The following is a 21,085-nucleotide window of genomic DNA, read 5'->3' on the forward strand; positions in this document are numbered from 1 at the left end:
TTTTCATGCAAATGATATTAATTCGTCTTGTCGTTCGACTTATGGGGGCAGGCCCACTGCCTGAATGCCAACCAGAAGAGAACGCATCGAATGAGAACCCGCCGGATTCACCACGCCCTGCGCTGTTGCGCGTTGTTGTTGCCTTTGAGCATGGCCCAGGTCGAAGCGGCCACGCGTACCTACGACCTGGCGCAGGATGATCTGGGTCAGGTGCTGACCCGCTTTGCCGCCGAGGCTGGAGTGGTGCTGTCGTTTGACCCGGCGCTGACCCAGGGCCAGCGCAGCGAAGGCCTGCATGGCCAGTACGGGGTCGAGGAGGGCCTGCGTGCCTTGCTCGCCAGCAAGGGCCTGGCGGTGATCAAGGAAGCGGACGGGCGCTACAGCCTGGTACGGGAAGTGAGCGAGGCGGGCGCGATCAACCTCAGCGCCACAGAGGTTACCAGCAACCAGTTGGGTACCATTACCGAGGAGAGCCATTCCTACACCCCCGGCACCATCGCCACGGCCACGCGTTTGGTACTGACGCCCCGTGAAACGCCGCAATCGATCACCGTGGTGACTCGCCAGCACATGGATGATTTTGGCCTGAACAACATCGACGACGTGATGCGCCATACGCCGGGCATCACCGTCTCGGCCTATGACACCGAGCGCAACAGCTACTACGCACGCGGCTTTGCCATCAACAACTTCCAGTACGACGGCATTCCCTCGACCTCGCGCAACGTCGGTTACTCGGCCGGCAACAGCCTCAGCGACATGGCCATCTACGACCGCGTCGAAGTGCTCAAGGGCGCTACCGGATTGCTGACCGGTGCAGGCTCGCTCGGCGCGACCATCAACCTGGTGCGCAAAAAGCCCACCGCCGAGTTCAAGGGCCACTTCACCCTCGGTGCCGGCAGTTGGGACAACTACCGCAGCGAGCTGGACGTCAGCGGCCCGTTGACCGACAGCGCCAATGTGCGTGGCCGGGCGGTGGCGGCCTATCAGGACAAGCATTCGTTCCTTGATCACTACCAGCGTAAGACCAGCGTCTATTACGGCATTCTCGAATTCGACCTCGACCCCGACACCTTGCTGACCGTCGGCGCCGACTACCAGGACAATAACCCCAAAGGCTCCAGCTGGTCGGGCACCGTGCCGCTGTTCGATGGCAATGGTGACACCAACAATGTCTCGCACCATTTCAACAACGCGGCGAAATGGAGCAGCTGGGAGCAGTACACCCGCACGGTGTTCGCCAGCCTCGAACATCATCTGGACAGCGGTTGGGTGGCCAAGGCCCAGCTCGATCACAAGATCAACGGCTACCACGCGCCGCTTGGCTCGATCCAGGGCTACCAGCCGCGCAAGGACGGCACCGCCGGTATCTATGCACAGAAGTACACCGGCGAAACCGTCAGCAACTCCCTCGACCTGTACCTGAGCGGGCCGTTCCAGTTGTTCGGCCGCGAGCATGAGCTGGTGATCGGCAACTCCTTCACCGCCTCGCGCTGGAAGGGCAACGACTACCGCAATGTCACCCATGGCAACAACAACATCGCGGACTTCCCCAACTGGGACGGCGACATTGCCGAACCCGACTGGGGCCCGGTGGCGGCGCGCACCGACGACAAGGTGCGCCAGAACGGCACCTACCTCACAGCCCGCCTGCACCCGACCGACGACCTGACCCTGCTGCTCGGCGGGCGCCTGGTCAACTACAGCTACGACGGGATCGAGGACAACAACAAGGAAAACGACCGCCTAGTGCCGTACCTTGGCGCGGTCTATGACCTCAACGACACCTACTCGCTGTACGCCAGCTACACCGATATCTTCATGCCCCAGGACGCCTGGTTCCGTGACCGTACCAACCGCCTGCTGGACCCGGACGAAGGGCAGAACTACGAACTGGGTCTGAAGGGGGAATTCCTTGACGGCCGGGTCAACGCCAGCCTTGCCTATTTCGAGATCCATGAGAGCAATCGTACGGTCGAGGACAACCCGTACAACGGCAGCCCGACCAACCCCGACGTGGCCTTCGCCTGGATGGGCGTGAAAGCCAAGACCAAGGGCTTCGAGGCCGAAGTCTCGGGTGAGCTGGCGCCGGGCTGGCAATTGCAGGCGGGTTACACCCATAAAGTGATTCGCGATGACGATGGCCAGAAGGTTTCGACCTGGGAGCCGCAAGACCAGGTCAGCTTCTACACCAGCTACAAGCTCAAGGGCGCACTGGAGCGGCTGACCGTCGGCGGTGGTGCGCGTTGGCAGGGCAAGGGCTGGCAGGTGCTGCACAATCAGCCCAAGGACATCGACCAGGAGTTCGCCCAGGACCCGTTCTGGCTGGTGGACCTGATGGCCCGCTACCAGATCACCGACAGCCTGTCGGCAACAGTCAATGCCAATAACCTGTTCGATAAACGTTATTACACCAATATCGGTTTCTATAATTCGATGTCTTATGGTGACCCGCGCAACTTGATGTTGACCACACGCTGGGATTTTTGACTGTTAGTAGGGTGCCTGCCACTCCCGCAGCAAATCTGTGTACGCCGTACCTGTGGGAGCTGGCTTGCCAGCGATGAGGCCGGTTCAGCCAACATCAGCCGTCGTCTGAGTTACGACGTTCGTGCTCCAGCAACCAGCGCTTGCGTTCAATACCGCCACCATAGCCGGTCAGCGCGCCGTTGCTGCCGACCAGCCGATGGCAGGGGATGGCCAGGCTCACCGGATTCAGCGCATTGGCCAGGCCCACCGCCCGCGCGGCTGCGGGGTTGCCGAGCTGTGCGGCGATCTGCCCGTAGGTGCGGGTGCTGCCCACCGGGATGGCTCGTAACGCCGCCCAGACGCGCTGCTGGAACGGGGTGCCGCCAGCGTCAATGGGCACTGCATCAAACGCCTGCAATTGGCCCGTGCAGTAGGCCTGCACGGCATCGGCGAGCGCCGCCAGCCCCGCGGTTTCACGCAACTGCACGCCTGTGCCGAAGCGGGTGCGCAGCAGCCGCAGCAGGCGTTTTTCGGGCGCATCGAATTCCAGTGCCAACAGTTGCTGGCCGTCACTGACGATCAGCACCTGGCCCATCGGCGCCGGCAAGTGCAGGCGGCGCAGCAGCAATTCGCTCATGGGCAGTCCTCGTTCAGGCGTGTTCGATCAGCATCACGGCCAGGGTGTCGGCGTCCAGCGCGTCGAACAGATGCGGGGTATCGGCCGAATAGCTCATGTAGTCGCCGGCCGCCAGCGTCACCGCCTGCTCGACCGGGCCCACTCGGGCGCGGCCGTGGCACAGGATCACATGCTCAAGGGTACCCGGTGGATGCGGTTTTGACAGCCGTGGCTCACCGGGCTGCACCCGCACCCGGTAAATATCGCGCTGAGCCCCCGCCGGGCAGGCAGCGAGCAAGGTGGCGGCGTAATTGGCCTGCTCGGCGTGGCTGGCGGCGCCTTCATTGGCGCGAATCACCTGCACATGCTGGCGCGGCTGGCCCATCAGCCGGCTGACCGGCACCTGCAGCGCGCCGGCCAGGGCCCAGAGGGTTTCCAGGCTGGGGTTGCCGACCCCGGACTCCAGCTGCGACAGGGTGGACTTGGCCAGGCCTGCGCGCTTGCCCAGTTCGGTCACTGACAGGCCCAGGCGCTCACGCTCGCGGCGGATGGCGCTGGCCAGCAGGAGGATGGGGGAGTGTGCTTCGATCATGTGTTCGCTATACCGGTCAATTGTTCGTCTTGACGAACGGTTTTCATCTGTTCAGCATAACGGACCTTTGTTCGATATGACAGGAGTCAGCCCACCATGCACCTGAAAACACGCGGCACCCTGGAGATGACCGCCGCCATGCTGATCTCCGGCACGGTTGGCTGGTTCGTCCTGGCCGCAGACCAGCCTGCGGCCGCCGTGGTGTTCTGGCGCTGCCTGTTCGGTGCGTTGGCATTACTGCTGGCCTGTGCCGGGCTGGGTTTGCTGCGGCGAGGGAGGATTAGCTGGCGCCAGGCGTTGGCGGCGGCAGTCGGCGGGGTGGCGCTGGTGCTGAACTGGGTGTTGCTGTTCAGCGCCTATGGGCATGCCTCGATCGCTGTGAGCACCGTGGTCTACCACACCCAGCCGTTTATGCTGGTGGGCTTGGGGATGCTGTTGTTCGCCGAGAAGATGACCGCTAACAAAGCCGGCTGGTTGCTGGCGGCGTTCGCGGGGATGCTGCTGATCGTCATGGCCGGATCGAGCGCTGATGCGGTCGCCGGTGACTACCGTCTGGGCGTGTTAATGGCGCTGGGCGCGGCGTTTTTCTATGCGGTTGCCGCCGTGATCACCAAGCGATTGCACGGTGTGGCGCCGCAATTGATCGTGCTGATCCAGATGCTGGTCGGTGTAGGGCTGCTGGCGCCCTTTGCGCAGGTGCCGGGGATGACGCGTGCGCCCGCTACCTGGGCCTGGCTGGCCACCATTGGCATCGTCCACACCGGGCTGATGTCGACCCTGTTGTACAGCGCTATCCAGAAGATCCCCACCAGCCTGGTCGGCGCCTTGTCGTTCATCTACCCGGTGGTGGCGATCCTGGTCGACTGGCTGGCCCTGGGGCACCCGTTGGGCGCGCTGCAACTGGCGGGTTCAGGGTTGATTCTGCTGGCAGCGGCGGGGATGACGTTTGGCTGGACGCTGCGGATCACGACCGCTGCGCGGCCGATCGCTGGCAAGGCCCGCTCCCACAGGGGGCGCTGAGCGTCCCAGGACTATCCCTCAGAACCACCGATCATTACGCTTACGCCCACGGCTCAAGGCCGGCAGGATCAAGCCGGCCAGCAGGCCGGCACCGGCGATGCCGCCGCCGTAGACCATATAGCGCATCAGCACCTGCTTGTTCTCGTCACCCAGGCGCGCCTGGGTGCTGCGCAGTTCCGACTGGGTATCGCCGAGCTCGGCATTCAGCGCCTTGTTGCGCGCTTCCAGCTCGTCGATCAGCGCCTTGCGCGAATCAAGCGTCTCCTGCATGCCTTGCACCCGGGTCTTCCAGCTGTCGTCGATGGTTTTCAACTGCTCGCTGAGCTGGGTCACCTGCCCGGTCAGTTGCGGCAGGCGCTCGGCCTGGCCGGGCACGGTCTGCAGGTCGCTGCTGGTGATCCACACGGTGTCGCCGGACTCGCCGCGCACCTGGCTGTAGTTGCCCTGGGTGGCCAGCAGGGTGACCTTCTGCCCGGACTTGAGGTTGCCGACGATGCGGTGGCCATCGGTGGGGCCGCTGCGCACGTAGGTGGCCAGGCTGTCGCTGACCCAGCGCTCGTTGCTGCTGGCAGCTTCTTCGGCCTGTAGCGGGGTGGCGAGGACCAATAGGGCGCCTATCAGGCTGGCCGTCAGCAGGCGGCGCGCGCCCGGGTTGGAGGAGGAAAACAGCGTGGGCGCCGCAGCAACAGGACGAGAGATAGGCATGATGGTCTTCGCGTGAAATAAACAATAAAAGCCCGATGACTGGGCCGGTGAAGAGGCGGCGTGCGCGCAGGCCGCCAGCTGAAAGACCATATTTCTGCAGGCAGGTTCACTGAGCGGGGTAGGAAAATAGCAGCAAATGTTGCGGGCACAGGCTGTGCCCGCAAACGGGGGAGGGGCTTGAATCAGCTCACGACGCGGTAGCAGGGCACGTATTCGGCACCGCCCGGCAGCTTCATCCGGTGCTGGTCGACGAATGCTTGCAGCAGGTGGCCAAGAGGTTCGAGCACAGCGCTGTCACCCTTGATTTCGTACGGGCCTTTTTCTTCGATGAGGCGGATGCCCTTGTCCTTGACGTTGCCGGCGACAATCCCGGAAAACGCCCGGCGCAGGTTGGCGGCCAGTTCGTGCGGCGGCAGTTCGCGGCTGAGCGCGAGCCCGGTCATGTTTTCGTGGGTCGGGTCGAAGGGACGCTGGAAGCCCTCTTCGATCTTCAGCAGCCAGTTGAAGTGGAAGGCGTCATTGCGCTCGCGGCGGAACTGCTTGACCTCCTTGAGCCCGTCGACCATCTGCCGGGCCACTTCGGCCGGGTCGTCGATGATGATCTGGTAATGCGCCTGCGCCGATTCGCCGAGGGTGGCACGTACGAAGGCATGTAGCTGCTGCAGGTACGGCGCCGCGCTTTTCGGCCCGGTGAGGATCACCGGGAACGGCAGGCCACGGTTGTCCGGGTGCATGAGGATGCCGAGCAGGTAGAGGAACTCTTCGGCAGTACCGGCGCCACCGGGGAAGATGATGATGCCGTGGCCGACACGCACGAAGGCTTCCAGGCGTTTTTCGATATCCGGCAGGATCACCAGCTCGTTGACGATCGGGTTGGGCGCTTCGGCGGCGATGATGCCTGGCTCGGTCAGGCCCAGGTAGCGGCTGCCGCTCATGCGCTGCTTGGCGTGGGCGATGGTCGCGCCCTTCATCGGGCCTTTCATCACGCCCGGGCCGCAGCCGGTGCAGACGTCCAGCTTGCGCAGGCCCAGCTCGTGGCCGACCTTCTTGGTGTACTGGTATTCCTCGGTGCTGATCGAGTGACCGCCCCAGCACACGACCATTTTCGGCTCCACGCCCGGGCGCAGGGTACGGGCGTTGCGCAACAGGTGGAAAACGTAGTCGGTGATGCCCTGGGAGCTTTCCAGATCGATGCGCTGGCTGGCCAGTTCGCTTTCGGTGTAGACGATATCGCGCAGGGCGCTGAAGAGCATTTCGCGGGTGCTGGCGATCATTTCACCATCGACGAAGGCATCAGCCGGCGCGTTCAGCAGCTCCAGGCGCACGCCGCGGTCCTGCTGGTGAATGCGTACCTCGAAGTCCTTGTAGGCCTCGAGGATGGTCTTGGCGTTGTCGACATGCGCGCCGGTGTTGAGGATTGCCAGCGCGCACTGGCGGAACAGGGTGTACAGGCTGCCGGAACCGGCTTCACTCAGTTGCTGTACTTCTCGTTGAGACAGTGTTTCCAGGCTGCCTTTTGGGCTGACAGATGCATTGATGACTTCGCGTTGGGGCATTCTGGGTTTCCTGTGAGCGGGTAAACGTCCATCTTCAGAACACCACCATACCGACAAATTGTCGCAGCAACGAGTGCCTTTCGCTGTCAGGCCTTGTCAGCAGTATCTGGCGCGGCCCGCCAACCCACGGCGTGCAGGGCCTTGAGCAATTGCTCGGGCTTGAGGGCCAGCACCTTGCTGCCATGGGCCTCAAGGTCGGTGGCCGCCAGCAGGGCATTGACGATGGCTTCCTCCACAGCATCGGCCGCCGCGCTGAACAACGCCGAGATATGGTCGTTGTTGACCATCTGCACCGTGCTGGTCGGCGCCCCCGGGTGGCCGAAGTTGGCCGCCGGCAGGCTGTTGCCGGTGGAGAAGGCGATGAAGATGTCGCCGCTGGAGTCTTCGGTGCCGCCGCCGACCCGCGCCAGGCCGACACTGGCCCGTTGCGCCAGGCGCGTGCACTGGTGCGGCAGCAGCGGCGCGTCGGTGGCCAGGGTGATGACGATAGAGCCCATGCCCGGTTCGCCGACAGTGCGCGGTGCGCTAAAGGGTGAATGCACCTCCCCCAGCACCTGGCCGACCGGGTAGCCGGCTACCCGCAAGGCGCCGCGCACACCGTAGTTGGCCTGCACCAGCACGCCGACGGTCCAGCCGCCGGCCGCGCTGTCCAGTACCCGCGAAGAGGTACCGATACCGCCCTTGAATTCGTGGCAGATCATCCCGGTGCCGCCACCGACGCAACCTTCGGCCACCGGCCCCGACTGCGCCGCGCCAAGCGCTGCGTGGACATGCTCGGCAGTCACATGCTGACCCCAGATGTCGTTGAGCACGCCGTCGTAGGTTTCCAGCACCGTGGGCATGCACCAGTAGGTACGGGCCTTGCCCATCTCGCGCTCGGCCGCCACCAGCGCATCGCGGACCACGCCGACGCTGTGGGTGTTGGTGTAGGCAATCGGGGTGGTCAGCAGGCCAGCCTCGCGAATCCACTCAAGGCCAGTGGCATCACCATTGCCATTGAGCACGTGCACGCCGGCAAAGCACGGCTGCAGGCTGGCGGCCCGGGCCCGTGGCTCGATCACCGTGACCCCGGTGTTGACCGCGTTGTCGCCGCTGCCGCGCTGCACGGTGTGATGGCCGACACGCACGCCCGGTACATCGGTGATGGCGTTGAATGCGCCAGGGTTGCCCACGCCGATTCGAATGCCCAGATCACGTACACGCATTGATTCACAGCTCCTGTTGAAAGGTTTGAAGGGCCCGCAATGGCCGTTGCTCGCACAGCATGACAAGTGCTCGAGCAACGGCAATACTGCGTGCCGGTGTGCAGAGTCTAGGAACTCAACCTGCCGCTGGCGATTCCCCCCAATCGTTACCCCCTAGGAGTTACCGGTGAACCTGCTATTCGAAGCCGCCGCCCATCACCATGGCCTGGCCCGGGTCATTGACCAGCTGGGCAGGCCGGGGTTCTGGCACCAGTTGATCGTGCTGCTCGATCAACTGCTGCCTTGCGACACAGCGCTGGCCTTGCTGGTGGAGCGTGAGGGTGCGCCTGTGGTGCTGGAGGAGTTCGACCATGGTTTTCGCAATGCGCCTGCGGCGGCACCGCTGTACCTGGGCGGCCTGTACCTGCTCGACCCGTTCATCCAGGCCATGCGCGACGGCCTGGCCGATGGCGTGTACCGCATGGAAGAGGTGGCGCCGGACGAGTTTCGCAAGAGCGACTACTTCAACAACTACTTTCGCGCCCTGGTCGGCGAGGACGAGCTGCAGCTGATCCTCAACCTCGACGCGGGCAAGGTCCTGGCCATTTCGTTGGGCGCCAATCAGCGCTACGACACTGCCGCCATCGGCCAGTTGACCCTGCTGGCGCCGTGGCTGCTGGCGCTGATGCGCCAGCACTGGCACCAGCAGCATCCTCAGCAGGTCACAGAGCATTCGACGCCGGTGGAGCGCGCCCTGGAGCATTTTGGCAGCGACACCCTGTCGGCCCGCGAACTGGAAACGGCCCGCCTGGTGCTGCGCGGCAACTCCAGCAAGGCCATCGCCAAGCGCCTGGACATCTCCCAGGAGACGGTCAAGGTGCACCGCCGCAACCTGTACAGCAAGCTTGGGGTGTCGTCCCAATCGGAGCTGTTCAGCCTGTTTTTGCAACACCTGGGACAACACGACCATCAGGAGTGAGTGATGCTACGGATACTCGGCAAGGCTTCATCGATCAACGTGCGCAAAGTGCTGTGGACCTGCGCCGAATTGCAGCTGCCGTTCGAGCGCGAAGACTGGGGCTCGGGCTTTCGCTCGACCGAGGATGAAGCGTTCCTGGCGCTGAACCCCAACGCCATGGTGCCGGTGATCGTCGACGGTGATTTCGTTTTGTGGGAGTCCAACACCATCATCCGCTACCTGGCCGGCCAGTATGGCGGTCAGCAGCTGTACCCGACCGCGCCCAGGGCACGGGCGCGGGTCGATCAATGGATGGACTGGCAGGCCACCGACCTCAACGGTTCATGGAGCTATGCCTTTGTCTCGCTGGTGCGCAAGGCCGCGACCCACCAGGACCCGCAAGCGCTGGCGGCGGGTTGCCGCAACTGGGCGCGCAACATGACCCTCCTTGAGCGTCAGCTGGAGCGTACCGGAGCCTATGTCAGTGGCGCGGATTTCTCCCTGGCTGACATTCCCATCGGCCTGTCGGTCAACCGCTGGCTGCAGACGCCGCTGGAGCGCCCGGCGCTGCCGGCGGTCGAGGCTTACTACGATCGCCTGAGCGAACGTGAAGGCTATCGCTTGCACGGGCGCAACGGGTTGCCGTGAGGTCAACTTTAAGCACTGCGTAGGACCTGTGGGAGCCGGACTTGCCGGCGATCGAGCGCGCAGCGGTCGCAATTCAGGCAACACTGGGTGTGCTGGCTGCACCGGCTTCATCGCTGGCAAGCCAGCTCCCACAGGTCCGGCGTACACAAATCCACTGTGGGAGCGGCGGGGCGACGCCTCGACTTGCCCCGCGATTCTACTTGGCCAGAGCCGTGAGGATCCGATGCGCCACCTTCACCCGCTCGGCAATCGGGTAGTTCTTGTTCGCCAGCAGCACAATGGCGATGCGTTTTGACGGCACGAACGCTACGTAGGCACCAAAACCATCGGTCGAGCCGGTCTTGTTCAACAAGGTGTTGGCCGGCAGTGGCCGCGCCGGTTTAAGCCAGGTCACCGGCTGCGCTTGCAGCACCATGGACGGCGCATTGCCGGCTTGCAGCTGTTCCAGGCTTACCGGGTAGGCATACTGCTCCCAACCCAGGCCCTGGGTCATTTCACCGACCTGGTAGTAGCCGGTCTGCGTCGTGGCGATGGCCCGTTGCAACGGCTTGCTCAGGCTGTGCGGCTGCATGTTCAGGTCCAGGTAGTGCAAGAGGTCCACCGCCGTCACTTTCAAACCGTAGGCTTCGCCATCCAGTGGCCCGGGGCCGACACGCACCGGCTGGTCCTGCTTGTTGTACCCCTGGGCGTAGTTGCCCATCTGTGCGGCAGGCACCTGCAGGTAGCTGTGCTGCAGGCCCAGTTGCGGCAGCAGCTGTTTCTCCATCAGCTCGGCAAACGGCGTACCCAGGCTTTTTGCCGTCAGGTAGCCAAACAGGCCAAGGCTGGGGTTGGAGTACAGCCGGTGGGTGCCAGGCGCGTAGTCGGCCTTCCAGTGGCCATAGTAGCCGGGCAGGTCGGCCTCGCCCTTGACTTCATCAGGGAACTGCAAGGGCAGGCCGCCAGCACTGTAGGTGCCGAGGTTGAGCAGGGTGATGCCATCGAACGCCGTGCCTTTGAGCGCAGGCCAGTGCTTGCTGGCCGGGTCACCCAGGCTCAGCTTGGCGCTGGCCTCGGCAAAGCCTGCGAGGGTGGCGGTGAAGGTCTTGCTCACCGAACCGATCTCGAACAGGGTGTCGGCGTTCACCGCCTGGCCGCTCTGCGTCGACGCTACTCTGTAGTTAAAGTAGTGCTGCTGGCCATCGACGCTGATGGCCACGGCCATGCCGGGGATGGCCTGTTGCTGCATCAGCGGGCGCACGGCGGCGTTTACCGTGGATGCCAGCGACGTATCGGCAAGGCTTTGCCCGGTGACCAGGCTAAGGGTCAGGGCGGCCAGAATCCCTGGCCTGAGGTTGGTTTTTTGGTGCATGATCGGCAACCTTTCCATAAGTGGACTGTTGTGAGCCTGGCTGCAGCAGGGAGCGCCAATCTAGGCGTTCGGCGCAGGCTCCACAAACGATGATATTTCGCAGCAGCCATTAGAAAAATTTGGGAGTCTGCATGATCCGACCACACTTGCCCCTGAACGCCCTGCGTGCGTTCGAGGCCTCGGCCCGGCACTTGAGCTTCACCCGCGCGGCTATCGAGCTGTGCGTGACCCAGGCGGCGGTCAGCCATCAGGTCAAGAGCCTCGAAGCCCAGCTCAAGGTCACCCTGTTCAAGCGCCTGCCGCGCGGGCTTATGCTCACCAGCGAAGGCGAGACCTTGCTGCCGGTGCTGCGTGAATGCTTCGACCGCATCGCCCAGACGCTCGACTGCTTCGACGGCGGCCATTATCGCGAGGTGCTGACCGTGGGCGCGGTGGGCACCTTTGCCGTCGGCTGGCTGCTGCCGCGCCTGCCCGAGTTCCAGGCCCTGCACCCGTTTATCGATATGCGCCTGTCGACCAACAACAACCGCGTCGATGTCGCCGCCGAAGGCCTGGACTATGCCATTCGCTTTGGCTCCGGCGCCTGGCATGGCATCGATGCGCAGCCGCTGTTGGAGGCGCCGCTGTCGGTGCTGTGTGTGCCGTCGATTGCGCTGCAGCTGCACACGCCTGCCGATCTGTTGCAACAAACCCTGCTGCGCTCCTACCGCAGCGATGAATGGACCGAATGGTTCCAGGCCGCCGGGCTGTCGGGCGCGGTGCAGCCTTCGCGGACCATGGTCTTCGATTCGTCGCTGGGGATGATGGAAGCGGCCCTGCAAGGCGCCGGCGTGGCCCTGGCACCGCCGCTGATGTTCGAACGGCTGCTGGCCAGCGATGCCATTCGCCAGCCGTTTGCCTTGAGCATCAGCACCGGTAGCTACTGGCTGACGCGCCTGCAGTCGAAGGCCGAGAGCCCGGCGATGGCAGCGTTCAAAAGCTGGTTGTCGAAGGCGGCTACAGGCTGAAGCGTGAAGGCCGGCAGCCTCGCAGCTCGGGCGCAAGCTGGCCATCGATCAGCTCTTGCGCAACCAGGCGACCGACCACCGCTGCCAGGGTCACGCCCGAATGCATCACCGCCAGGTACAGCCCGCTGACAGCGGGCAAGGCCCCGATGATCGGAATGCGATCATCCGGCATGGGCCGCCAGCCAACCTCGGTGCTGATCAGTTCAAGCTCCTGGCCCCGATGCAAACTGTCCCGAATGGTATTCAGCGCCCGCTGGGCAATAGCCTCGGGGCCGTTTTCGCCGTCGGCATCAAGGTAGTCTTCGGCGGCCAGGACCTGCTCGGGCGTCGGTTGGCGGATTTCCAGATCGTTGCTGGCGATCAGGGTGTGCACCAGTCGCTCGTGTGCCCGCAGGCGGATCAGGATCGACGGCGACGGGTGCAGCGGTAATGTCACGCCCAAGGGCTGCAGCAAGGCCTTGCACTCGGTGCCGGCCGCCAGTACCAGGCGCTCGCAGGCAATCAGCCCGCCAGTCGTAACGAGTGCCGCGACGGCGCCGTCAAGGCATTCGATGGCCAGCACCTGGGTGTCGGTCAGCAAGTTGGCGCCGTTGGCCTGGGCGCGCTCCAGCAGCAAACGGGTCATCGCTGGCGGGTCGATGGAGCCTTCCTGCGGCGCAAACAGCGCCTGCTGCCGGGGCGCTTTGAAATGCGGCTCAAGCTGTTGCACACGAGCGGGGTCGATCGGCTCGACGCCGTCAGCAGGCGACAGCGCCTGGTTGAACGACAGCGCGCCGGTCCAGTTGATCGGCGCCGTGCCCAACTCGTTTTGCAGCCGGTGATACTCGGCAATCGCCAGGCCGCGCAGTTGGGCAAATTCGCCGGGCTGTGGCGACGTTGTGTTGAGCCAGCCAAAGGCCTGTGAGGTGACGCCCAGGCCTGCTTGGCCCTTGTCGATCACCGTCACCTGGGCATGCTTGCTCAGGTGATAGGCAATCGAGGCGCCGACGATACCGGCGCCGATCACTACGACGTTCGGGCGTTGCCGGTCGGTGGTCATTGGCGATTCTCCGGCCAGGTGGCAGTCGAGAAGTAGCTTTCCATACCGGGCTCCTTGTGCTCGACGCCGTTGCGCTGCCAGTAACAGGTCAGGCGCGCGTTGTTATCCAGGTCGCTGTGGGCCAGGCAGGTCGAGTAGTGTCCGGGCCAGGTGAAGCGCAGCACTTTCGCGCGGGCGATGGCCGCGACCTCGACCTTGCCGATGGCCGTCCGGGTCTTGCCGTCGATGGTCTTCGCCAGCACCAGTTGACCGTCCAGATAGCGCAGGGTGGCCCGGCCCGAATACGTGGCGCCGTTGTCCGGTTGTTTGCCGACCAGTGCATAAGGCCCGACCACAAAGCCGTAGAGCGGGTCCGGATAGTCTTCATCATCGGCCACGCAAGCCGTGCCGACCAGCATCAAACCCAGCAGCAACAGCCTCATAGCGGCAGGGCCTGAAGCATGACGGCACCAACAAACAGCAACAGCGCAAGGCTGATGCCGATCAGGGGAATGTTGAACCAGTAGCGCCGCGCCAGCAGCGCCATGCTCGCCAGGAACACAACCCCCAGGCCCAGCAGAAAGCCGTCACGCAGCAGCGCCTGCGGTGCTGCCAGGGCCAGGTAGCCATACACCAGGCCGAACAGCATGGCGCCCAGGCTATGGCTGGCATTGAAACCCACCCAGGCACGCCACACCGTCGTCTGCCGGGAAATCACCGGGGAGATTTTTTGCATCTGTTCGCACAGCGCCGGGTCACGCGGCTGGAACTTGTTGCTGGCGAAGGTATAGACCAGGTGCACAGTGCCCAGTAGCAGGGCGATGGCGGCGCTGGCACAGATCAGTAGTTGAGCGATCACGGGCAATCCTTTGGCAGGTGAATAAGGCGCCGCCGGTGGGCCAGCGGCGAACAGACAATCTACTTCAAGGCCAGCTGGCGGGTGATGGTCGGGTCGCTGATCTTGTCGTCGTCAATCAACAGCAGGGCCTTGGAGAGGATGATCGACAGCAGGGCGTCGCCCTCGAACGGCAGGTACTGCGGCGTGGTCTGCTGACGCGCCTTGGCGTCGGGGACGATGCACAGGTACTGATCGTTTGGCAGCATGAGGATGTTGCCCGAGCCCAGGTGGATCTTGTAGCTGCGCAGCTTGCCGGTGACTTCGAGGAAGCGCCCGTGCAGGGCCCATTTGTCTTTGAGCCGGGTCATGCGCGGCAGCAGTTTTTCCAGCAGCTGCTTGCGCGTTTGCGCGGTGGCGCCCAGTTCGCCGAACGAATGGTTGTGCCAGTAATCGCGGTAGCGGCCGTCCGGCCCGCCGTCGGCCCACAGCGGGTCGTTGGCCAGCGAGGCGACGCCGACGAACAGGTCGACATCGCGCATCACTTCGCTGAGCACCAGCGCCGGGACCTGCTCCAGTGGCAAGGGCGCGGCATCGTCGGCGTTGTCCCAGCGGTTCACGGCATAGCCGCCGCCACCGGCATGGGCGCTGCGTTGCGCGGCATCGATGGCGTAGAAGCGTACCTGGTCGGTGCTCAGGCGCAGGAAGGCGCCGGCTTCGTTGGTGTCGACGCCATAGTCGTCACCCACGCCCTCGATCCAGAACTCGGCACGCAAGCCCCAGGCCGGCAGCTCGCGGGTGGCCGGCGGATAGCTGTCGTCGACCATCAGCCGCAGCTTGTTGCGCCAGCCGCGGGCGGCGGCCAGGGCGTGGAACTGGTGCTGACGCAGAATGTGCGCGGCGAAGCGGTTGGAGTAGGTGGCGGTGTTGCGCTCGGCTTCGGTCAGCAGGTAGACCTCGCGGTGGGCCTGCTTGAACGGCTGGGTGATCTGCAGCGCTTCGATACGCTCGCGCCAGGCGAGGACCTCATCCAGCGGGCGGCCGATCGGATGCCAGAGGCGTACTTCGGCCTCGCTGGACGGGGTAACGGTGTTGCCATCGAGGCTTTGCAGTTCGCCCTCGGTGAACACCACGGCGTGCTGCTGGCCGGCTTCGCTGATCACCCAGATCAGCCGCCGCGCCAGGGTGCCGATCAACGGGTGGTCGAGGTAGCGCTCCTGCCATTGGCCGAACGGCCAGTGCTTTTCCAGCAGGAACAGGCTGTCCAGGCGCTCGGCCTGGGCCGGCAACATGGCGCCGATGTCCTTGAGCGCACCTTGCAGTTCCTTGAGCTCTTCCTTGTATTGAGCCTTGACCTTGGCCGGCACCGATTTCTGCGGTGTGCCGTCGGCGCGCAACCAGCTCAGGGTGGCGCTCTTGCCATCGACTTTAAGCTCGGCGACAAGCGCGCCATCATCGAAACTTTCGCGGCGCAGGCCGACCTGTTCCAGGCCGTAGGTCGGCACGCCGAGTTCTTCGATCTGGTCACGCGGCAACTGCAGGGCCTGGGCGGCGCTGGTGAAGGCTTTTTCGATTTCCTTTTGCGCCGTGCCGAACTTGACCCGTACCTTGAGCAGGGCCAGTTGCCCGACCGCTTCGCTGCTGGGGATCGAGGACAGGGCGAACACCGCCGCGTTGCCGACCTTCGGTGCCCGCGGGCCGATGCCGCGCACCTTGCGGTAGGCGCTCAGGGCCAGGCGGGCGATGGCCCGGGTCAGTTCGCTGTCGGCCAGCGGCGCGCTCATCCACAGCAGACCGCGCAGCACCGTGGCGTTGCCATCGTGCATGCGCGCGCGGTCATCGCTGCTTTCCCAGCCAACGTTGAGCAGTGCGCCGCAGCGCCCGGCATCGACCCGCGCAAACCAGCGCAGCAGGGCCTCGCGCAGTGCGCCTTCACCGACCTTGTGCAGCAGCGCCTTGGCGTTCTTCAGCCACTTCGCCGACGGTCGCGCCGAGGTCGCCGCAGCGGCCTGACGCAACAGCGCCAACCAGTCTTCGCGCACCTCGGGGCTGAATTGCTCGAGGTCTTCCAGGGCCAATTGAGTCCAGTGTTCGCAGGGCGCCAGTACCTGCCAGGCGCCGTTGCCCAGCAGCGGGTCGAGCTTGGCCATCAGCTGTTCGCCAAAGTTGCCGTAGTGACCGAGGTCAGCGCACTGGCTGCGCAGCATGATCAGCAGGTCGCGCAGGTCGTCGGGCATTTGTTTGTAGTTTTGCGCGATGACCCAGTCAGTCACGGTCAGGGTCGGCAGGGTGCCGTAATAGGCAAAGCGGTAGCTGGTAAACCATTGCAGCACCGGCTCGGCCAGTTGCCCGACATCGGCGCCGTTCTCCATCAGCCAGGTCATCAACGCTGGCAGTACGCCGTAGTCGAAGACATGGGAAAAGGCATGGCCTGCACTGGCCGTGCTCAGTTCACCGTTGTAGGCCACCACCCGTTCGATCAGCGCCAGCACCAGGCGCGTGCGAAACGCCGGGTCGGGGCTCAGGGCCATGACTGCCGGCAGTTTGCTCAAGGCAAAGACCATGGCATCGGGGCGACCGTGGATCTTCTGCAGCAGCGGCAGCAACTCGCCGATCAGCTCATGCTCGTGGCGCAGTTCGGAGCCGGCCAGCAGCGGGTAGCCGTCCGGGCCGATGTGTTCGACCGGGCCCAGCTCGGTTTGTGGGCGGTCGTGGCGAAACGCCTGAAGTTGTTCCAGGGCCATGGTTCAGCCTCCTACCAGTGGGGTCAGTTTGATGAAATTGACCACGCTGTCGTGGCGGATGGTCAGGACTTCGTCGAGGCTTTCGGCCTGACGTTCGTCGAGGAGGATGAAAAAGCCATTGCGCGCGAAGGCGTCGCAGGCGATGTCGACCTGCTTGCGCCAGTCGATGTTCGCACGCTCGATGGGAGGCTCACCATTGAGCGCGGCTTCCAGCGGCTCGGGGCTGACCAGGCGCTGGCGCCGGCTGTGGCCGGTGTCGTTGTTGCGCAGCTGGACTTCCTGGTGAACCCGCTCGCGGATCAACTGGCGCACGGTGATGGTGTCGGTGGCAAAGTGCAGGGCGAAATCGTCGAAGACTTCGCCCGAAACCGACTCGTCGCGGACGGTGAGCGTTGCCATGGGAACTCCTTTTCTGGCAAGAGGCAAAACGGATGGGCGCAAGGGTATCAGGCTGGCTCGGGGATTTCGATGCGCAGGCGCTTAGTGTTCGCTGCTGCTGATTCGCGCGCGAAAGAACTCACCCGGCGGCAGGCCGAACTGCTTGCCGAAGGCGGCAATAAACGCCGATAGCGACTCATAGCCGCAGGCCAGGGCCACGTCGGTGACCCGCTCGCCGCGCTCAAGGGCGGGCAGGGCGCTGAGCAGGCGCATGCGCTGGCGCCAGAGGCGAAAGCTCAAGCCGGTTTCACGTTGAAAGCGGCGGCTCAGGGTTTTCTCCGACACGCCGGCCTGCTGCGCCCAGGCGGTCAGCCCGGTAGGCGAATCGGGATGTGCCTGCAGGTGGCGGCACAGTGCGCGCAGGTCATGGTCAAGCGGCAGCGGCAGCATCAATTGTTGTTGTTCGGCGTGCTCCAGTTGATCGAGCAGCACCTGCGCCAGGCGCCCGTCCGGGCCCGCAGTGTCGTATTCCACCGGCAGTTCGCTGAAGGTCCGGATCAGCTCGCGCAACAGCGGATTGACCGCGATCACCCGGCACTGCGGATCGCTCCAGCCTGCCGGCGCCGGCTCCAGGTAAAGGCTGCGCAGGCAGGTGTCCTCGGCGCAGCTGACCCGGTGCTGGACCTGCGCCGGCACCCACACCGCCCGCTGTGGCGGCACCAGGTAGAAACCCTGGTCGCTGTGCACCTCCAGCACCCCGCGAATGGCATAGGACAACTGCCCCCATGGATGGGCATGGCGGTAGCCGAGCACCACGTTGGGCAGCGCCTGCACGTGGCCATACACCGGGCGCGGCAGTGCCGTCAGCTGTTCCAGCGACTGTGGGGTGAAGGCGGGCGGTTGTCCTTTTGGCGACACTGGCGGGGCGCTGGCGTTAGTGAAAATCGGGCAAAGACCTTAACGTCTGCAGCGCCACAATAACAAGCCGGGAGCGGCCATGAAGTACCTGCGGATGCTGTTCGACAATTTCACCCTGGCGTTGCTCGGGGTCATCCTCATTGCCACCCTGTTGCCCTGCGAAGGCAGTGGCGCCGTGGTGTTCGGCTGGCTGACCAACCTCGCCATCGGCCTGCTGTTCTTTTTGCATGGCGCCAAGTTGTCGCGCGAGGCGGTCGCCGCCGGTGCCGGGCATTGGCGCCTGCACCTGCTGGTATTTGCCTGCACCTTCGTGATGTTCCCGTTGCTGGGCATGCTGTTCAAGCCCTTGTTCCTGCCGCTGGTGGGCGATGAGCTGTACCTGGGCGTGCTGTACCTGTGCGCCTTGCCGGCCACGGTGCAGTCGGCCATCGCCTTTACCTCGCTGGCCCGCGGCAACGTGCCGGCGGCGATCTGCAGCGCGGCCGCGTCGAGTCTGCTGGGCATCGTACTGACGCCGTTGCTGGTGGTGCTGCTGATGGACGTCGAAGGTGACAGCGGCTCGAGCCTGGATGCAGTGCTGAAGATCGTTGCGCAACTGCTGGTGCCGTTAGTGGCCGGGCAACTGGCGCGGTGCTGGATCGGCAGCTGGGTAGCGCGCAATGCACGCTGGTTGAAGCGCGTCGACCAGGGCTCGATTCTGCTGGTGGTCTACACCGCCTTCAGCGATGCGCTGGTCAGCGGCCTGTGGCATGCGGTACCGCCGTCGCGGTTGCTGGGCCTGGCGCTGGTCTGCTGCCTGCTGCTGGCCGTGGTGCTGTGGCTGACCAGCGCGCTGGGGCGCTGGCTGGGTTTCAACCTCGAAGACCGCATCACGATCCTGTTTGCCGGCTCGAAAAAGAGCATGGCCACCGGCGTGCCGATGGCCCAGGTGCTGTTCGTGGGCGGTGGCATTGGCGCGATGATCCTGCCCTTGATGCTGTTTCACCAGCTCCAGTTGATGGTCTGTGCAGTGTTGGCCCAGCGCTATGCCGCGCGCAGCGACGAGCCTGCGCTTACAACAGAACCCCTTTGACCGGTTGCAATTGCGCCGGCGCCGCTGCGCCTTCGAGCTCGCGCACGGCGATTTCCAGGTTGCGACACATGGCATCCAGGGCCAGGTCGTTGGGCTGGGTGTCGAACGGGTCTGCAATCTGGTCGCCCAGGGCATCCAGGCCGAAGAAGGTGTAGGCCAGCACGCACACGGCAAAGGGCGTGAACCAGCCGATGCTGTCGACCAGGCAGAACGGCAGCAAAAAGCAGTAGACGTGGACGATGCGGTGCAACATGAGGATGTAGGGGTAGGGGATGGGCGTGTTCTTGATCCGCTCGCAGCCGCCCAGCACGTACGACAGCCGGTTGAGCTGCTGATCGAGGTTGGCCTGGATCACCTCGCCGGCACCGGCGTCGCGGGCCTGGGCCATGAAGCGCTGACCGAGCACGCCAAGCAGGCGGCTGGCGGGCGCATCGCTGCTGGCCAGGGCAGTGCGTGTCGACGTGTCGAGCAGGCGCTGGCGATCGGCACTGGCCGGGCTGCCGCGCAACTGGTCGCGCAGCACGTAGGCGAAGGCGATCAGCGGGTCGAGCAGGGCACGGCGCTGGCTGGCGTCGAGGTCGGGCAGCAGGCTGAGGGTCTGGCGGGTCAGGTTGCGGCTGACGATCAGCAGCTCGCCCCACAGCGTGCGCGCTTCCCAGAAGCGCTGGTAGGCCACGGTGTTGCGAAAGCCGAGGAAGATCGCCAGGGTCAGGCCCCAGAGGGTGAAGGGCGTGGCAGTGAGGATTACCTTGTACTCGAACAGGGTACCGTGGGTGGCCACCACCGCCGAGCTGATCAGTACGGTGTACAGCACCTTGCGCCAGATGGCCGGGATGATCGAGCCCTTGAGCGAGAACAGCAGGACGCGGATGGAGGGTTTTTGCGGCTGGATGATCATGCGAGGCAAGCCTTGGCAGTGGCGCGAAAATATCCGCGCCACTGTAAGGCAAAGGCGCCTGCGGTAGCTAGGCGCTGCAGAAGGTGAGGAGCCTAGCAACTCACCTGGGCAGGCTAGGCCGTTGTTAAGGTGAAGTTGTCGAGGTAGGCGTAGTCTCGGCAGATGACCACGATCCAGGCAATCTGTTCGCCGTCTGGAGCGTTGTATTTCACCTCATGATCCCTGGGCTCTCCGGTGTATGACAAAGTGGCCAGCAGGTTGCCATGCAGCCCATAGAACTCGACCTCACCAGGAAATTGCTTCCAGGTCCAGAAGAACTTCAGCTCGGAGCAAGGGAGCACAGGAGTGATCTGCAGTTTTTGCGGATTGTTCGGCTGATGGTGCTGTTGGCGTTGAAGTGTGATGGCTGGACCTTCTCGCATTCCGGGTTCTGCGGCTGTCGGTTCGATGAAGGCTTTGATGCCCAGAGGATCTTCGAGGAGCTTGATGGTCATGGTCTTGCGTAGCAGTTGAATTTCCTCACCCTGGGAAATCGTTTGTGCAGGCTGGCCATCGAGGTTTTCGGTGATGGTAACTGGGTATATCCGGATATCGTCGAAGCTGAAATCCCCGCCATGGTCACTGCCGTTGCCGGTATCGTCACGACCGATCAGTTCGATAGCGTGGGAATGTTCGCGGGCGCGGAACTGCCAGCGAAGGATCTGCCATTCAGGTGCGGTGACAGCAAACTCGCCCTCGAGGGGGATGCCATCCAGCTCAAATGACAGGTGAGGGGTCTTGGAGCTGTTGCCGTTGCGTTTTACCCGCATCGACAGATGATAGTCAGTGTCGGGCACAAGGCCTGTCAGTTCCTTACTGATCACCCTGCCTAACAGGTTACCGGCAAAGTCTTCGAAGTGCGCCCAGTGGTTGGCGCCGTCGGAGGTCACCGCCAGGGTCTGGCCGTTGGGGCCTTTCCGCCAGCCATTCCATGGGTCATTGCTGGATTCGAAATCGGTGTGATCGATAAACAGTTCCATACGCCCTGCCTCCGGGGTGGTGCCTGTCGGTCGACAGGCCTCGGTGCATTCGAGCACCGCCAGGGCGTGCTGGCTACTGGCAAAAATGCTAGGTGCC

At 64.1% G+C, this 21,085-nt stretch carries 20 protein-coding genes; 6 read left to right on the plus strand and 14 right to left on the minus strand.

Features of this window, described 5'->3' with window-relative positions; translation table 11 throughout:
* Window positions 1–90: 90 nt before the first annotated feature.
* A complete protein-coding gene (locus PspR32_RS10810) occupies window positions 91–2,490 on the plus strand; it encodes a TonB-dependent siderophore receptor (protein ID WP_159388453.1) in 2,400 nt (799 codons plus the stop codon).
* A 94-nt stretch (window positions 2,491–2,584) separates the two neighbouring features.
* On the opposite strand, the gene PspR32_RS26505 is transcribed toward PspR32_RS10810, so the two are convergent.
* Together PspR32_RS26505 and PspR32_RS10820 are read right to left on the minus strand one after the other, a co-directional pair.
* Entirely contained in the window at window positions 2,585–3,106 is a 522-nt protein-coding gene (locus tag PspR32_RS26505; RefSeq protein WP_010221764.1) for a methylated-DNA--[protein]-cysteine S-methyltransferase, read from the minus strand.
* A gap of 13 nt (window positions 3,107–3,119) precedes the next feature.
* Window positions 3,120–3,677 (minus strand): helix-turn-helix domain-containing protein, encoded by a 558-nt coding sequence (locus PspR32_RS10820; protein ID WP_010221765.1) that lies wholly within the window; start codon window positions 3,675–3,677, stop codon window positions 3,120–3,122.
* 96 nt (window positions 3,678–3,773) lie between these two features.
* Between PspR32_RS10820 and PspR32_RS10825 the strand changes: the two genes are divergently transcribed.
* On the plus strand, window positions 3,774–4,697 hold the full coding sequence (locus tag PspR32_RS10825; protein WP_159388454.1) for a DMT family transporter: 924 nt from the start codon (window positions 3,774–3,776) through the stop codon (window positions 4,695–4,697).
* A gap of 18 nt (window positions 4,698–4,715) precedes the next feature.
* Here the strand turns inward: PspR32_RS10825 and PspR32_RS10830 are convergent, their stop codons facing one another.
* From PspR32_RS10830 to PspR32_RS10840, 3 genes are all read right to left on the minus strand, one after another.
* A complete protein-coding gene (locus tag PspR32_RS10830) occupies window positions 4,716–5,402 on the minus strand; it encodes a TIGR04211 family SH3 domain-containing protein (RefSeq protein WP_010221768.1) in 687 nt (228 codons plus the stop codon).
* A gap of 182 nt (window positions 5,403–5,584) precedes the next feature.
* Window positions 5,585–6,958 (minus strand): nucleotide 5'-monophosphate nucleosidase PpnN, encoded by a 1,374-nt coding sequence (gene ppnN, locus PspR32_RS10835; RefSeq protein WP_010221769.1) that lies wholly within the window; start codon window positions 6,956–6,958, stop codon window positions 5,585–5,587.
* An 86-nt stretch (window positions 6,959–7,044) separates the two neighbouring features.
* Window positions 7,045–8,163, minus strand: a complete 1,119-nt coding sequence (locus PspR32_RS10840; RefSeq protein ID WP_010221770.1) for a DmpA family aminopeptidase — start codon at window positions 8,161–8,163, stop codon at window positions 7,045–7,047.
* Window positions 8,164–8,329: 166 nt separating this feature from the next.
* Between PspR32_RS10840 and PspR32_RS10845 the strand changes: the two genes are divergently transcribed.
* Both PspR32_RS10845 and PspR32_RS10850 read left to right on the plus strand, forming a co-directional pair.
* Complete coding sequence (locus tag PspR32_RS10845) at window positions 8,330–9,121, plus strand: helix-turn-helix transcriptional regulator (RefSeq protein WP_100782221.1); 792 nt, start codon at window positions 8,330–8,332, stop codon at window positions 9,119–9,121.
* A 3-nt stretch (window positions 9,122–9,124) separates the two neighbouring features.
* Window positions 9,125–9,748, plus strand: coding sequence for a glutathione S-transferase family protein (locus PspR32_RS10850; RefSeq protein WP_010221772.1), 624 nt, complete (start codon window positions 9,125–9,127; stop codon window positions 9,746–9,748).
* A gap of 196 nt (window positions 9,749–9,944) precedes the next feature.
* On the opposite strand, the gene ampC is transcribed toward PspR32_RS10850, so the two are convergent.
* Complete coding sequence (ampC, locus tag PspR32_RS10855; protein ID WP_159388455.1) at window positions 9,945–11,099, minus strand: class C beta-lactamase; 1,155 nt, start codon at window positions 11,097–11,099, stop codon at window positions 9,945–9,947.
* Window positions 11,100–11,230: 131 nt separating this feature from the next.
* On the opposite strand from ampC, the gene PspR32_RS10860 reads away from it, so the two are divergent.
* Window positions 11,231–12,106 (plus strand): LysR family transcriptional regulator, encoded by an 876-nt coding sequence (locus PspR32_RS10860; protein WP_159388456.1) that lies wholly within the window; start codon window positions 11,231–11,233, stop codon window positions 12,104–12,106.
* On the opposite strand, the gene PspR32_RS10865 is transcribed toward PspR32_RS10860, so the two are convergent.
* From PspR32_RS10865 to PspR32_RS10890, 6 genes are all read right to left on the minus strand, one after another.
* On the minus strand, window positions 12,096–13,145 hold the full coding sequence (locus tag PspR32_RS10865; protein ID WP_159388457.1) for an NAD(P)/FAD-dependent oxidoreductase: 1,050 nt from the start codon (window positions 13,143–13,145) through the stop codon (window positions 12,096–12,098). The genes PspR32_RS10860 and PspR32_RS10865 overlap by 11 nt on opposite strands.
* On the minus strand, window positions 13,142–13,567 hold the full coding sequence (locus PspR32_RS10870; protein ID WP_159388458.1) for a hypothetical protein: 426 nt from the start codon (window positions 13,565–13,567) through the stop codon (window positions 13,142–13,144). The genes PspR32_RS10865 and PspR32_RS10870 overlap by 4 nt, the downstream gene beginning before the upstream one ends.
* Window positions 13,564–13,983: an LIC_13387 family protein gene (locus PspR32_RS10875; RefSeq protein WP_159388459.1), complete on the minus strand. Its 420-nt coding sequence runs from the start codon at window positions 13,981–13,983 to the stop codon at window positions 13,564–13,566. The genes PspR32_RS10870 and PspR32_RS10875 overlap by 4 nt, the downstream gene beginning before the upstream one ends.
* A 59-nt stretch (window positions 13,984–14,042) precedes the next feature.
* Window positions 14,043–16,703, minus strand: coding sequence for a DUF4132 domain-containing protein (locus tag PspR32_RS10880; RefSeq protein ID WP_036996026.1), 2,661 nt, complete (start codon window positions 16,701–16,703; stop codon window positions 14,043–14,045).
* A gap of 3 nt (window positions 16,704–16,706) precedes the next feature.
* Entirely contained in the window at window positions 16,707–17,102 is a 396-nt protein-coding gene (locus PspR32_RS10885; protein ID WP_010221781.1) for a hypothetical protein, read from the minus strand.
* 81 nt (window positions 17,103–17,183) lie between these two features.
* Complete coding sequence (locus PspR32_RS10890) at window positions 17,184–17,999, minus strand: AraC family transcriptional regulator (protein WP_159388460.1); 816 nt, start codon at window positions 17,997–17,999, stop codon at window positions 17,184–17,186.
* Between the two features lie 79 nt (window positions 18,000–18,078).
* Between PspR32_RS10890 and PspR32_RS10895 the strand changes: the two genes are divergently transcribed.
* On the plus strand, window positions 18,079–19,071 hold the full coding sequence (locus PspR32_RS10895; RefSeq protein WP_159388461.1) for a bile acid:sodium symporter family protein: 993 nt from the start codon (window positions 18,079–18,081) through the stop codon (window positions 19,069–19,071).
* On the opposite strand, the gene PspR32_RS10900 is transcribed toward PspR32_RS10895, so the two are convergent.
* Both PspR32_RS10900 and PspR32_RS10905 read right to left on the minus strand, forming a co-directional pair.
* Window positions 19,052–19,969 (minus strand): bestrophin family protein, encoded by a 918-nt coding sequence (locus tag PspR32_RS10900; protein WP_010221784.1) that lies wholly within the window; start codon window positions 19,967–19,969, stop codon window positions 19,052–19,054. The two genes, PspR32_RS10895 and PspR32_RS10900, sit on opposite strands and share 20 nt — an antisense overlap.
* Before the next feature lie 113 nt (window positions 19,970–20,082).
* Complete coding sequence (locus tag PspR32_RS10905) at window positions 20,083–20,988, minus strand: hypothetical protein (protein WP_159388462.1); 906 nt, start codon at window positions 20,986–20,988, stop codon at window positions 20,083–20,085.
* Window positions 20,989–21,085 lie beyond the last annotated feature (97 nt).

The sequence above is a fragment of the Pseudomonas sp. R32 genome (assembly GCF_009866705.1).
Classification (GTDB): Bacteria; Pseudomonadota; Gammaproteobacteria; order Pseudomonadales; family Pseudomonadaceae; genus Aquipseudomonas; species Aquipseudomonas donghuensis.

Excerpts from the sequence above, each read along its gene's own strand:
- PspR32_RS10820 (WP_010221765.1), bottom strand. The coding sequence starts at position 3,677 with ATGATCGAAGCACACTCCCCCATCCTCCTGCTGGCCAGCGCCATCCGC.
- PspR32_RS26505 (WP_010221764.1), bottom strand. The coding sequence starts at position 3,106 with ATGAGCGAATTGCTGCTGCGCCGCCTGCACTTGCCGGCGCCGATGGGC.
- PspR32_RS10850 (WP_010221772.1), top strand. The coding sequence starts at position 9,125 with ATGCTACGGATACTCGGCAAGGCTTCATCGATCAACGTGCGCAAAGTG.
- PspR32_RS10830 (WP_010221768.1), bottom strand. The coding sequence starts at position 5,402 with ATGCCTATCTCTCGTCCTGTTGCTGCGGCGCCCACGCTGTTTTCCTCC.
- PspR32_RS10870 (WP_159388458.1), bottom strand. The coding sequence starts at position 13,567 with ATGAGGCTGTTGCTGCTGGGTTTGATGCTGGTCGGCACGGCTTGCGTG.
- PspR32_RS10900 (WP_010221784.1), bottom strand. The coding sequence starts at position 19,969 with ATGATCATCCAGCCGCAAAAACCCTCCATCCGCGTCCTGCTGTTCTCG.
- PspR32_RS10885 (WP_010221781.1), bottom strand. The coding sequence starts at position 17,102 with ATGGCAACGCTCACCGTCCGCGACGAGTCGGTTTCGGGCGAAGTCTTC.
- ppnN (WP_010221769.1), bottom strand. The coding sequence starts at position 6,958 with ATGCCCCAACGCGAAGTCATCAATGCATCTGTCAGCCCAAAAGGCAGC.
- PspR32_RS10825 (WP_159388454.1), top strand. The coding sequence starts at position 3,774 with ATGCACCTGAAAACACGCGGCACCCTGGAGATGACCGCCGCCATGCTG.
- PspR32_RS10840 (WP_010221770.1), bottom strand. The coding sequence starts at position 8,163 with ATGCGTGTACGTGATCTGGGCATTCGAATCGGCGTGGGCAACCCTGGC.
- PspR32_RS10895 (WP_159388461.1), top strand. The coding sequence starts at position 18,079 with ATGAAGTACCTGCGGATGCTGTTCGACAATTTCACCCTGGCGTTGCTC.
- ampC (WP_159388455.1), bottom strand. The coding sequence starts at position 11,099 with ATGCACCAAAAAACCAACCTCAGGCCAGGGATTCTGGCCGCCCTGACC.
- PspR32_RS10865 (WP_159388457.1), bottom strand. The coding sequence starts at position 13,145 with ATGACCACCGACCGGCAACGCCCGAACGTCGTAGTGATCGGCGCCGGT.
- PspR32_RS10880 (WP_036996026.1), bottom strand. The coding sequence starts at position 16,703 with ATGGCCCTGGAACAACTTCAGGCGTTTCGCCACGACCGCCCACAAACC.
- PspR32_RS10905 (WP_159388462.1), bottom strand. The coding sequence starts at position 20,988 with ATGGAACTGTTTATCGATCACACCGATTTCGAATCCAGCAATGACCCA.
- PspR32_RS10810 (WP_159388453.1), top strand. The coding sequence starts at position 91 with ATGAGAACCCGCCGGATTCACCACGCCCTGCGCTGTTGCGCGTTGTTG.
- PspR32_RS10860 (WP_159388456.1), top strand. The coding sequence starts at position 11,231 with ATGATCCGACCACACTTGCCCCTGAACGCCCTGCGTGCGTTCGAGGCC.